This window comes from Niallia sp. M35, assembly GCF_050971705.1.
GTDB classification, from domain to species: domain Bacteria; phylum Bacillota; class Bacilli; order Bacillales; family Cytobacillaceae; genus Niallia; species Niallia circulans_A.
On record NZ_JBPCEP010000009.1, the window covers coordinates 149,049 to 161,538 of the forward strand.

General features: G+C 36.5%; 11 protein-coding genes. 5 read left to right on the forward strand and 6 right to left on the reverse strand.

The window, feature by feature from the left end:
• Nucleotides 1–15: 15 nt before the first annotated feature.
• Nucleotides 16–2,079: a transglycosylase domain-containing protein gene (locus NiCM35_RS14150; protein WP_095329538.1), complete on the reverse strand. Its 2,064-nt coding sequence runs from the start codon at nt 2,077–2,079 to the stop codon at nt 16–18.
• A 287-nt stretch (nt 2,080–2,366) separates the two neighbouring features.
• Here NiCM35_RS14150 and speE point away from each other — a divergent pair, with 287 nt between their 5' ends.
• The 5 genes from speE (at nt 2,367) to argS (ending at nt 7,933) form a co-directional block, all read left to right on the forward strand.
• Nucleotides 2,367–3,218 (forward strand): spermidine synthase, encoded by an 852-nt coding sequence (gene speE, locus NiCM35_RS14155; protein WP_341161033.1) that lies wholly within the window; start codon nt 2,367–2,369, stop codon nt 3,216–3,218.
• A 35-nt stretch (nt 3,219–3,253) separates the two neighbouring features.
• The gene (gene speB, locus NiCM35_RS14160) at nt 3,254–4,126 is read left to right on the forward strand and encodes an agmatinase (RefSeq protein WP_095329540.1); all 873 of its coding nucleotides are present in this window, start codon (nt 3,254–3,256) and stop codon (nt 4,124–4,126) included.
• Between the two features lie 434 nt (nt 4,127–4,560).
• Entirely contained in the window at nt 4,561–5,661 is a 1,101-nt protein-coding gene (locus NiCM35_RS14165; protein WP_095329541.1) for an SH3 domain-containing protein, read from the forward strand.
• Nucleotides 5,662–5,807: 146 nt separating this feature from the next.
• Nucleotides 5,808–6,260: a YwiB family protein gene (locus NiCM35_RS14170; RefSeq protein ID WP_235850238.1), complete on the forward strand. Its 453-nt coding sequence runs from the start codon at nt 5,808–5,810 to the stop codon at nt 6,258–6,260.
• Between the two features lie 2 nt (nt 6,261–6,262).
• Nucleotides 6,263–7,933 (forward strand): arginine--tRNA ligase, encoded by a 1,671-nt coding sequence (argS, locus tag NiCM35_RS14175; RefSeq protein ID WP_123258498.1) that lies wholly within the window; start codon nt 6,263–6,265, stop codon nt 7,931–7,933.
• A 269-nt stretch (nt 7,934–8,202) separates the two neighbouring features.
• Here the strand turns inward: argS and NiCM35_RS14180 are convergent, their stop codons facing one another.
• Genes NiCM35_RS14180 through NiCM35_RS14200 form a run of 5 tightly spaced genes read right to left on the reverse strand, consistent with a single transcriptional unit; the run spans nt 8,203 to nt 12,490 of the window.
• Nucleotides 8,203–9,585 (reverse strand): HAMP domain-containing histidine kinase, encoded by a 1,383-nt coding sequence (locus tag NiCM35_RS14180; protein WP_433779845.1) that lies wholly within the window; start codon nt 9,583–9,585, stop codon nt 8,203–8,205.
• Nucleotides 9,576–10,238, reverse strand: coding sequence for a response regulator transcription factor (locus NiCM35_RS14185; protein WP_095329545.1), 663 nt, complete (start codon nt 10,236–10,238; stop codon nt 9,576–9,578). The genes NiCM35_RS14180 and NiCM35_RS14185 overlap by 10 nt, the downstream gene beginning before the upstream one ends.
• A gap of 17 nt (nt 10,239–10,255) precedes the next feature.
• Nucleotides 10,256–11,020: a lantibiotic immunity ABC transporter MutG family permease subunit gene (locus tag NiCM35_RS14190; RefSeq protein WP_095329546.1), complete on the reverse strand. Its 765-nt coding sequence runs from the start codon at nt 11,018–11,020 to the stop codon at nt 10,256–10,258.
• 1 nt (nt 11,021) lies between these two features.
• Nucleotides 11,022–11,777: a lantibiotic immunity ABC transporter MutE/EpiE family permease subunit gene (locus NiCM35_RS14195; protein ID WP_095329547.1), complete on the reverse strand. Its 756-nt coding sequence runs from the start codon at nt 11,775–11,777 to the stop codon at nt 11,022–11,024.
• Nucleotides 11,774–12,490: a lantibiotic protection ABC transporter ATP-binding protein gene (locus NiCM35_RS14200; protein WP_095329548.1), complete on the reverse strand. Its 717-nt coding sequence runs from the start codon at nt 12,488–12,490 to the stop codon at nt 11,774–11,776. The genes NiCM35_RS14195 and NiCM35_RS14200 overlap by 4 nt, the downstream gene beginning before the upstream one ends.

The window sequence follows — 12,490 nt, forward strand, 5'->3', positions numbered from 1 at the left end:
TTTATCAAGTTTATCCTACCAAGGTAAAATTCGTTTATACCATGGTACTTTTTCTTTTCCTTTTTCCTTATTTGCTGGTTTTTCGCTAGAATCTTCTTTTGGTAAATCAGCACAATATTCTGTTGGTACAGTGTCTTTGGTAAAATACATCATTCTTTTTGTATTACATGCAGCTGATGCGAGTTTGCCGCTCTTAGGATCGATATAAACGCCAACAGTACCTTTGGTAGGTGTAAATCCTTTGATCGGCTCCTTTTTTAAACTTTGTTCCATGAACTGAACCCAAACTTTCTTTGCATATGTTTTATCAGCTGCTAAAGTTATAGGCTCTCCTTGATCATAGCCTGTCCAAACAGCGGATACTAGCTGTGGAGTATAACCAATCATCCAACTATCTGATTCAGTGGAGCCAGATTTTCCTGCATAAATTCTTGTGATGTCGTCTTTAATAGTACTTCCCGTTACCGAGGCATAGCCATTGAGAGTAGGGTCAAACATGCCTGTCATCATTTGATTCATCACCAACGTTAAATCCGTATCTAAAATCTTTTCTGGTTTTGGCTTATGTTCATAGAGTAATTGCCCATCATTTGTCTCAATTTTTGTAATGAAAACAGGAGATACCCTATTTCCTCCGTTGGCAAATATACTATAGGCATTTGCCATATCAATCACACGAACATTGGAAGTTCCAAGAGCGAGAGATGGAACCTCTTGTAAATCGGTTGTAATGCCGAATTTCTTTCCTGTTTTCACTAATGTATCTTGCCCTAAAAAAAGATGGGTTTTAACAGCATAAACATTATCAGAGACAGCTAGTGCCTGTGCCATGGTAATATTTCCATCGGCATATTGATTGTTAAAATTATGCGGGGTATATGGATCTCTCCCATCATCAAAGCGAAAGGTTGTTTGTTCGCTGCTCATCATCGTAGCAGGTGTAAATCCATGTTCAAGTGCTGCATAATACAATAAAGGCTTAATCGTTGAACCAGGTTGCCGAGTTGCTTGAATTGCTCTGTTGAATGGGCTTTCCTCATAATCTTTTCCGCCTACCATTGCCTTAACATTGCCTGTAGTTGGATCCATAGCAACAAAGCCAATCTGTATATTACTAGACTTATTTATCGTCTGATTAATCGTTTCCTCTGCTATTTTTTGCTGCTCTGTGTTTAAGGTTGTATACACTCTTAATCCACCTAATTGAATCGTTTTATCATCTAAATGAAGCTGGTTTTTCAGAATGTTTTTTACAGTATCTTGAAAATAAGGTGCTGTTTCCACACTAGCATTTGGAAATTTTCCTACTAACGATAGTTTTTCCTTTGCTGCTAACTTTTTATCTTCCTCTGTTATATATCCATTTTCAATTAAGGAATTTAGGATGATGCCCTGTCTTTTCTTCGCATTCTCCATCGATGAAAAAGGAGAATAAATACTAGGTCCCTTCGGAATACCAGCAAGCATGGTTGCTTCTCCTAAAGTTAGTTCGGAGGCCTTTTTTCCAAAGTAATATTGGCTTGCCGCCTCTGCTCCATATGCTCCATGACCATAATAAATAGTGTTGATGTAGCCTTCTAGTATTTCATCCTTTGTATAGAATATTTCTAATCGAAGGGTGTAAAAGGCCTCTGCAATTTTTCGCTTCCACGTCTTTTCATGCTCTAAAAATAAGTTTCGGGCATATTGCTGGGTTATTGTGCTCGCCCCTTGAACTTTTGCCATTGCTTTTATGTCGGCTAAAATAGCACCGCCAATTCGTTTATAGTCAAAGCCGTGATGGGAATAAAAATTTTTATCTTCAATAGAAACAGTAGCGTCTACTAAATAGGGACTAATATCATCAATGGACACCCAATACCTTTTCTGTCCATTGCTGCTTTCGCCAATAATGCTGCCATCATCTGAATAGTAGATTGTTGACTGAGAAACAGCAAGTGGTGGAGGGCCTAGTGTACGAGCATATACATATATACCGATAAAAATGATGCTGGCGGTTATCATGAAAAGAAGCCCTAATATAATCAATAGACGTAAATACTTGCCAGAGTTTTTAAGTTTATTTACAATGACCTCCAAAACATGACACCTCCTAAATAGAAACTTCTTTGTTCTTTTATCACATTAAATGAAAGGTAAATAGATAAAACTAGTATGTGGTAAACATTGGCGTTTTAAACATTTTTATCATGGAATATAAAAAAAATCTTTGCATTTTAACGAATATCCACTATACTTTTTTCGTGTTTGTTATTTGTTTGATTGGGAAGTATAAAAAGAAGATTGTACTCACAAGAAATGAAGAAATAAGGAACTTTTAGCATATAAGAAACTTTATACCAATCAAATGAATGGAGGATATGTCAATGGGAATTTGGTTTACAGAGAAGCAGACCGACGATTTTGGAATCACGATGAAAATCAAGCGTACATTACATACAGAACAAACACCATTTCAAAAGTTAGATATGGTAGAAACGGAAGAATGGGGAAATATGCTATTATTGGATGATATGGTGATGACTTCTGTTAGAGATGAGTTTGTTTACCACGAAATGGTAGCCCATATTCCACTGTTTACACATCCCAACCCTGAGTATGTTCTAGTTGTTGGCGGTGGGGACGGCGGAGTTATTCGAGAAGTTTTAAAGCATCCTAGTGTCAAAAAAGCGACGCTTGTTGATATCGATGGTAAAGTAATTGAATATAGTAAGAAATTTCTACCAGAAATAGCAGGTAAGCTGGATGATCCACGAGTAGATGTACAAGTAGGCGATGGGTTTATGCATATTGCCAAAAGCGAGCACGAATACGATGTCATTATGGTCGATTCAACAGAACCAGTGGGTCCAGCTGTTAATCTGTTTACTAAAGGCTTTTATGCAGGAATAGCGAAAGCGTTAAAGGACGATGGACTTTTTGTTGCTCAAAGTGATAATCCTTGGTTTAAGGGAGAGCTCATTCGTTCCGTGCAAAGAGATGTAAAGGAAATATTCCCGATCACCAGATTATATATCGCCAATATTCCGACGTATCCAAGTGGCATGTGGGCATTTACAATTGGATCTAAACAGTATGATCCATTAAATGTTCCAGAAAGTCGATTCCATTCGATAGAGACAAAATATTATACGAAAGAGTTACACAAAGCAGCCTTCATCTTACCAAAGTTTGTTCAAGATCTCTGTGAAGGGGATAGCAACAAAGCAAGTGAATGATTGGACTGTCTTTGAATAAAAAGGAGAGATGACCAATGCGTTTTGATGAATCATATTCAGGAAATGTATTTATTAAAAGTTTTCCAAATTATGAAGAAAGCCAAGTAGTATTGTATGGTATGCCAATGGACTGGACCGTTAGCTTCCGTCCGGGCTCCCGTTTTGGCCCAGCAAGAATTCGAGAGGTTTCTGTAGGGTTAGAAGAGTACAGTCCTTATTTGGATAGAGAGCTTGATGAAGTAAAATACTTTGACGCAGGAGATATTCCTTTGCCATTTGGAAATCCGCAACGCAGCTTAGATATGATTGAAGAATTTGTGGACAAAGTATTAGATGATAATAAATTTCCGCTTGGAATGGGAGGAGAGCATTTAGTATCTTGGGGCGTGTTCCAAGCAATGTATAAAAAATATCCAGATTTAGCTATCATACATATGGATGCCCATACAGATCTTCGCGATGAATACGAAGGAGAGCCATTATCTCACTCCACACCGATCAAAAAAGCAGCCAATTTAATTGGTCCAAAAAATGTTTATTCTTTTGGGATTCGTTCTGGAATGAAAGAAGAGTTTCAGTGGGCAAAAGAAGTAGGGATGCATATTTCTAAGTTTGAGGTGCTAGAGCCATTAAAAGAAATCTTGCCAACACTTGCAGGCAGACCTGTATATGTAACTATCGATATTGATGTATTAGATCCTGCGCATGCCCCTGGAACAGGTACGGTGGATGCAGGGGGGATTACTTCAAAAGAATTATTAGCATCCATTCATGAAATAGCACGTTCGAATGTTCAGGTAGTTGGAGCAGATTTAGTTGAAGTAGCGCCAATTTACGATCCATCTGAACAAACAGCGAATACAGCAAGTAAATTAATTCGTGAAATGATTTTAGGGTTTGTAAAATAATATAATTTTGATAAGTGGGGACATAGTTCCAGCTAGAAATAAAGCCAAACAATTGTACCAAAGATTTCATATGGTTGTTTGGCTTTATTATTACTGGTTAGTGGTTTTCCTCCGTAACTGGATGCACTTTACTTACCATCGGAAAAATGGATAAATATGTTAAAATATAGAAAGTGAGAAGTTAATCTATTTAGTAGACGCTTTAAAATTCAACCATTAACTTTAGAAAAAGGCTACTATCAATTTTTACTAGATAAGTGCCGTTTGGCAAGAAAATTCCCCTCGAGATTGGAATGGCAATGAAAATATTGTAGCTTTGTAATGTAGATATTAAGAAACTGAAATAGTGTTCTGCTAGACTACATATGGAGCATTTTGCGCATGCTTGTCCATGAAAAAAAGAAGCTTGATTATACATAGGGAGAAGGATGGAAATGGGAAAAAGGATTTTTGTTCTATTAGTAGGAGTAATGGTTTTATTTGCTGGCTTTCATTCGGTAAATACGGCTCAAGCTGCTAGTAAAAAAACGAAATATGTGACAGCAAGCACTCTTAATATAAGAAGCGGGGCAGGTACTTCTTATAAAATAGTGACAACCGTTAAGAAAAATCAGGCTGTAACAGTAACCCAGACAAAAGGTTCTTGGGATAAAGTGACAGTTGGAAAGAAAACCGGCTGGGCCTCTAATAAATATTTAACGACAAAAAAGCCAGCAGCAAAAGCTACGACATCTACAAAAACGATGTATGTTACAGCAAGTACGTTAAATGTAAGAAGTGGTGCAGGAACTAACTATAAAGTAGTTACGACAGTCAAAAAAAATCAATCTTTAAAAGTATCTCAAACAAAGGGATCTTGGAGCAAGGTAACGGTGGGCAGTAAGACAGGCTGGGCATCAAGTAAATACCTAACAACCAAAAAACCCGCATCACCAAAAAATTTAGCAGCAGGCCTAAAAACAGTAGGAAAAAATAAACAATTGATCCTTGTTACTTCAAATGGCTATAATACATCCTCTGCTGATATTCGTACCTTTGAAAAAAATAAAAAGGGTGAATGGATTCCAGTTTTAACGACAACTGGACATATTGGGAAATACGGCTTTACCTCAAATATGAATGAAGGCGGAAAAAAATCACCCATTGGTAAGTTTACGATCGGAACAGCGTTTGGTACACAAAAAAACCCTGGGACAAAATTACCTTATCGAAAAATAACCAAAGATGATGTATGGGTAGATGATCCGAAATCCAAGCTATATAATACTTGGCAGTCGAAAAAGAAAACAAAAGGTCAATGGAAAAGTGCTGAAAATATGAATGTGCCGGCATATAAATATGGATTTGTTATTGACTATAATACAAAGCGAATTCCTAATAAAGGAAGCGCAATCTTCTTCCATATTGCAAATAGTTATACACTAGGCTGTACAGCAACGACAGAGGCAAATGTTGTGAAAATTTTAAAATGGCTAGATCCATCTAAAAACCCTGTGATTATCCAAACACCAATCAAGGAACTAAGCAATTATTAAAGCGAAAACCTACAGATTATACTGTAGGTTTTTTTACACATGCAGGGTTCTGTCAAGAGAGAATATCTTCGTTCTTTTGCGAACCATCTTGCACTTCCCCTTTAAAAAATTTATACTTATAAAGTTACACAGTAAATGAAAAGGAAGTGTTGTCGTTGTCTCAACCATCAGGGCAACAGGTGCCTGTAAAATTACACGTTACAACACATATATATAATGGGAAAAATAAAGAAAGTATTGAGTGGATTGGGTTTGGTCAATACTTAGAAAAAGATACTAGTAAATATATAAAATATGAAGAAATCATAGAAGAAGGAACCATTAAAACAATTATTAAAATTACAGAAAAGGAAGGACTAATCCTTCGAAGTGGAGCGGTCAAAATGCGCCTTCCTTTTCTTATTAATAAACAAAAGATCGGCAGCTATGAAAGTCCATACGGTGTATTTCAGCTAGTTACCGATACAAAGAGACTTGCGCTAGAAGTGGAACAGCAAGCAACCACAGGTTCATTAGATATTTTATATGATTTAAAGATGCAAGGCAGCAATAATGGAACCTATCATATGACTATTTCATTTAAGGAGGAGACAGAGTAAGAATGAATATTGTAGATCAAATAAAGGACAAGCTAAAGGAAGAAATTAAACAAAGCGTCATAAAAGCTGGATTAGCAGCAGAAGAACAAATTCCAGAGGTAATCTTGGAATTGCCAAAAGATAAAGCCCATGGTGATTATTCAACGAATATGGCGATGCAATTAGCGAGAGTTGCCAAAAAAGCGCCAAGAATGATTGCGGAGGCTATTATTGAGAATTTCGATCAAACGAAAGCTTCTATTAAAAAAGTAGAAATAGCAGGTCCAGGTTTTATCAATTTTTATATGGATAACAGCTATCTAACGGATTTAATTCCAACCATCCTTCAAGCGGGAGAGCAATATGGACAAACTACAGTTGGAAATAATGAAAAAGTACAAGTAGAGTTTGTTTCAGCTAACCCAACTGGCGACCTTCACTTAGGTCATGCGCGTGGAGCAGCTGTAGGAGATTCTCTTTGCAATATCTTAGACAAAGCTGGCTATGAGGTATCAAGAGAATACTATATTAATGATGCTGGTAACCAAATTAATAACTTGGCATTATCTGTAGAAGCGCGTTATTTCCAAGCGTTAGGAATGGAAAAAGAAATGCCGCAAGATGGCTATCATGGGGAAGACATTATCGGAATCGGGAAAAAGTTAGCAGAAGAATATGGGGATAAGTATGTCCATGTTTCAGAACAGGAACGTTTTGACTTTTTCCGTGAATACGGACTGAAGTATGAAATGGCTAAACTGAAACAGGATTTAGAAGATTTCCGTGTAAAATTTGATGTGTGGTTCTCCGAAACATCTCTTTATCAAAACGGAAAGATTGATATAGCGTTAAACAAGTTAAAGGAGAATGGCTATATTTTTGAACAAGATGGAGCGACATGGTTACGTTCTACTGATTTTGAAGATGATAAAGACCGTGTGCTTATTAAAAATGACGGATCTTATACGTACTTATTGCCAGACATCGCTTATCATAAGGATAAATTAGATAGAGGCTTTGAAAAGCTTATCAATATTTGGGGTGCAGATCATCATGGTTATATTCCTCGTATGAAAGCTGCAATCCAAGCATTAGGATATAACAAAGAAGCATTAGAAGTGGAAATTATTCAGCTTGTTCACTTATACAAAAATGGCGAAAAAATGAAGATGAGTAAGCGTACAGGAAAAGCTGTAACAATGAGAGACTTAGTAGAAGAAGTAGGTCTAGATGCAACTCGTTATTTCTTTGCTATGAGAAGTGCAGATACGCATTTAGATTTTGACTTAGATCTAGCTGTATCCCAATCGAATGAAAACCCAGTATATTATGCACAATATGCCCATGCTCGTATCTCTAGTATCCTTCGACAAGGAAAAGAACAAGGAATCGAGCCGAAGGACGAGCTAAATGCTGCACTAATTACGGCGGAAAAGGAATTTGATCTATTAAAGAAATTAGGAGAATTCCCGCAAGCAGTAGGAGAAGCGGCATTAAAGAGAATGCCACACCGTATTACGAATTATATTTACGACTTGGCATCTACTTTCCATAGCTTCTATAATGCTGAAAAAGTATTAGATGCAGACAACTTAGAAAGAACAAAAGCACGTTTAGCATTAATCCAAGCAACGCAAATCACATTAAGAAACGCCTTGGCGCTTATTGGCGTATCTGCACCAGAAAAAATGTAATAAATCAAAAAGAGGAAAGCGGAAATAGACGCTTTCCTCTTTTTAATAAGTTGTTTCTTCAACATTTGCAGGGCTTCCGATTTCTCCTTTTCTTTTTTCTATTACTATAATACTCTTCAGTCTTTGTAAGATAATATAAGAAATAAATAAAGAGATGATGAAACTGAATATTATATTAGCATTGCTGTCAGCTTCGATCATCATCAGCATTTTCATTTGCCTTTATATAGCGCGAAGCATTATAACCCACGTCCAGATAGGGCGTGGGTTTAATGATTTCTATATAAGGGTATTTTCACTCGCACTTCTCCGCCACCCTCTATCGTGTTTCCAAGAGTCAGTTCTCCATTATGGAGATTCACAGCATTTTTTGCGAAGGTCAACCCCATTCCATAATGACCTTTAGACTGACGGGCCTTGTCATCCATGTAAAAAAGTTCTGTTGCTTTTTTTAGCCCGCTTTCCGAAAATCCATTTCCTGTGTCTTTTACAAAAAAGTAAAGAGTATCAGAATCGCATTCCGCATGCACCGAGACAGTCCCATCTTCCGGTGTATAATCAACCGCATTTGTTAAAATATTCAATAACGCCCTATGTAACAGCTGCCAGTCTATTTCCGCCTCTTTCTTGAGATTTTCTTTTTTAAATGAAATAGTTATTTTTTTATTCCCTTTATAGGCGGATATATCTTTCTGCAGAGTTTCTGTCAGCTTATCTATAAAGGCTTCCTCCAAATGAATAGTTAAGGACTCCTCTGTTTTCGAAAGATAAATCAGCTGAGAAATATATTGTTCAATTTGATTTCCTGCTCCAAGAATATACTTTGTATACTCAGCTTGTTCTTCGTTTTGAATAGACAAACTGAGTAATTCAGCATTTCCCTTAATAATGGTAATCGGGATTTTGATATCATGTGCCAAAGCACCAATTTGCTCTTTCTTATTTTTTTCTAACCGCCACTGAGCCTCGAGTGATGACCGAAGAGCATCTCTCATTTCAATTAAGGAGTCAATTACATCGTCAAATTCCTTAATATGTGTAAATTCGGGGGTAAACTGCAAATTTTGCTCTTTTATATATCGAGTAATTACATTCAGTGTTTCAAAATGTATTCTTAATCTATTAGCAAAGTACGTTGTTATAATAGAAATGTCTATAATGAGCAAGACTATCAAAATACTGATACTCGTTAATTCATAATTAGGAAGGTATTTTCTTAATAAAGGTGAGCTAAAATCTGCCCGTAATGAATATTGCAAAATACAATACTCATTTTTTCTTTCTATAACCAAATATCCTTTTTGTTTATAATTAACATACGGTTTTTTTTCAATCTTCTTTTTTACCAGTTTCAGATCTTTTACTTTAATAGTTCCAGCTGTTTTTTGTTTTGTTTCTTTATCAAGGAGGGCAAATGACATCGTATCGGGAATCATATCAGCAGTTATTTTATCTACATGTTCCAGCTTCGGCATAAGTTTCTCTGCTTCTCGTTCATTATAATTTGCTGGATGTGAGAAGCCCATATTCATAGCGATGGTATTCATAAATAAATAGAGTAAAGCAAGTACAATCAAACTAATACATAACGCAGCTATATACTTTATCAGTTCTCTAAGAAGTGTTTTTTGGCCTTTATGATTTATTCCCATTTGTACCCAAAGCCCCATACCGTTTTGATAGGGTCTGCATTATGCTCGTTACATTTTCTGCGAATCGTTCTGATAAACTCCGTAATTGTTGAATACAAGGCATTCCCCTCTAATCCATATATCTCTTCGTAAATTTGTTCTCTTGAAAAAGTTCTCCCTTTATGTTGAGCTAAAAATTCAAATATTTTATATTCATTTTTTGTTAAGTTAAGTTTTTGGTTATTGATAAATACTTCTTTACTATCAAAATGAAATAAAAAACCAGAGATGACTCTTTTCGATTGATGTTTGTCTCTCCGTTCCCTTCTTAAGTGAGCATTAACTCTAGCACTAAGCTCCCTAACGCCGAAGGGCTTTGTAATATAATCATCTCCGCCAGTAATGAGGCCATTGATTATCGCTTCCTCTTCGGTTTTAGCTGTGAGGAATAATATGGGACAATCCACCAAAGGGCGTATCTGTTTACATAGCTCAAAACCGTCAATGTCCGGCATCATAACATCAAGCAAAATTAAATCATATCCTTGAAATAAATCAGGCGGCTGGCCTTTAACACGATCTAAAGTGTCGACTTTATGCTGGTCACGGCGCAAAATGTTTTGTATCAGTGCAAGAATATCTTTTTCATCATCGACAGCAAGGATTTTTGCCATTTCCCGTCCTCCTCATGCTATTCAAATGTTTTTCTGCCTTCCCATCTGTTAAACCATATTAGACCGGCAATGATTATACAGATTGTACCAAAAATCACAATGAATACTCCTGAATTTATTTCATGCATTAATAAAGAATAATTATCTTTTTCTATAAAATGGAGAACCCCATTTAAACCTGATAGTCTAATACTCCAAGCCCAAGGATTATATTTCCATATCGCATCTCCTAATCCAGTATTCATGAGAGCTGTCATAAGCAGGCCTGCTCCGCCTATCAGGACAGAAGCACCCATTCCAAACATACAGCTGATAAAAAAATAAATAACATATAGAATGACACTACCTACAACCAGCCAGGCAGCACCTGTTATAAAAATATCATAAGACAAATCCGGCACATTTAAAATAAATGTTAATCCCATTATATAAAGGAAAAGCGCTATGCCAATTGAGCAAAGTTCCATGAGAAGAAGCATTAACATTTTACTGGCATAAGCAATAATTTTTGGAGATGTGCCTCCCAGCAACACTTGAAATTTTCCAGCCTGTTCTTCTAAAGATGCGGTCATGCCGCATAAGACCCCTATGAGCAACGGCAATGCAATAGCAATAGCTTCCATAAAAGATTTATACAAGTGAAATTGGCTTTGGTCTCTTCCATAATAATACAGGATTAATACAACTGAACAAACTATAGGGATAATGAAATGCAGCCACATAAAGGAGGTGTGCCTGTTTTTTTGAAAATCAGCTTGTAAACACCTCAAAAGCAGTCTCACTTTACATCGCCCCTTGCTTTTTTATTCTATAATCAATGGAAGAAGCAAACGAACGGCTGGTCAAAAACGCCATTATCAAAAATAATAGTACAGAAATCAATATAGCAGGAGGGACGACCATCCAACTCAACAAAGGATTATTTTTTTCAAGCAACAGACCGTTAGGGTGAATACCTATTGTTGGACACATCATTCGAATTGGCCAGCTCCAAGGAATAAACCACCAAAAAGAGCGAGATGCCGGCATTATACCCAGAATAAATGTTCCTATGAGATTCAACATTACCGCTATCGTAAGACCCCACTTTTTGGCCACAAATAAACAAAGTGGAACCTGCCAAAGGCTTGTTACCCAAAGCAATAAACTTGCGGCAACTGTAGAAAGCGTAACAATGGTAAAATCAGCTATAACGAATCCCATGAGTAACATAAACACTAAAAATACAATTTGAGATAATAACGAATAAATCATAATAATGACAATCTTAGAATACCATAATCTCCCCAAATCAATAGGCAATGAATATGTGCCAGTATAATTAGAGGCTTTTTTTTCTTTTTGATGAGATAATGAACAAAGTAAAGCAATCATCACCGGCATAAAAATAATAGACCACCAGTTAAAAGTACCGGAAACAAAAAATTGATTGTTCATTAAAAAAGAAAAACCTATATTAAGGAGCGGTACAAAGATTATCATTTTTCTAGAAAAAGTCCGCTTAAACTTCAGGTTTTCGGCCTTCATATAATTTATCATTTTTTTACACCCTCTTTTTCACGGCTTGCCTTTACAACTTCCATAAACAAATGCTCTAAATCATCAATTTTATTTATTTCGCCCTGGTATCCAAGGTGACCGCCGATGATAATCCCAATATGATCTGCTATTTGTTCGACTTCTGAAAGGATATGACTAGATAAAATAACGGTTATTCCTTCTTGAGGAAAAGAGCGGATAAGGTCTCTGAGCTCCTGAATACCGATTGGATCAAGCCCGTTCGTAGGTTCATCAAGAATTAATAATTTAGGATGATTTAATAAAGCAATAGCGATTCCCAGTCGCTGCCTCATCCCCATAGAAAACTGGCCTGCTCTTTTCTTACCAGCATGCTGCATATCTACAGTTTTTAGCACACTGTGTATCCGCTCCTCAGATAGGCCCAGCAACGTGGCATGTACTTTTACATTTTCAAATGCTGTTAAATTATCGTAAAGGGGCGGAGCTTCTATTAAAGATCCAATATTTTGCAAATCAGAACGTTTCCATTTATGTCCGTCGAAGAAAACCTCACCAGAAGTCTTCCGTAAAATTCCTGTCAAAATTTTTAGTGTTGTTGATTTCCCAGCTCCATTTGGTCCAAGTAGACCATAAATACTGTTTTTCTGAACAGTTAGTGAAACATCTGAAACAGCTGTTTCTTTGCCAAACTTTTTTGTAAGACTTTTGGTTTCTAATAAGGCTGTACTCAT

Bases quoted from the DNA above. Each gene is read 5' to 3' on its own strand.
- speE (WP_341161033.1), top strand. From the start codon at position 2,367: ATGGGAATTTGGTTTACAGAGAAGCAGACCGACGATTTTGGAATCACG.
- NiCM35_RS14195 (WP_095329547.1), bottom strand. From the start codon at position 11,777: ATGATAAATTATATGAAGGCCGAAAACCTGAAGTTTAAGCGGACTTTT.
- NiCM35_RS14200 (WP_095329548.1), bottom strand. From the start codon at position 12,490: ATGAGTACAGCCTTATTAGAAACCAAAAGTCTTACAAAAAAGTTTGGC.
- NiCM35_RS14185 (WP_095329545.1), bottom strand. From the start codon at position 10,238: ATGGCAAAAATCCTTGCTGTCGATGATGAAAAAGATATTCTTGCACTG.
- argS (WP_123258498.1), top strand. From the start codon at position 6,263: ATGAATATTGTAGATCAAATAAAGGACAAGCTAAAGGAAGAAATTAAA.
- speB (WP_095329540.1), top strand. From the start codon at position 3,254: ATGCGTTTTGATGAATCATATTCAGGAAATGTATTTATTAAAAGTTTT.
- NiCM35_RS14165 (WP_095329541.1), top strand. From the start codon at position 4,561: ATGGGAAAAAGGATTTTTGTTCTATTAGTAGGAGTAATGGTTTTATTT.
- NiCM35_RS14180 (WP_433779845.1), bottom strand. From the start codon at position 9,585: ATGGGAATAAATCATAAAGGCCAAAAAACACTTCTTAGAGAACTGATA.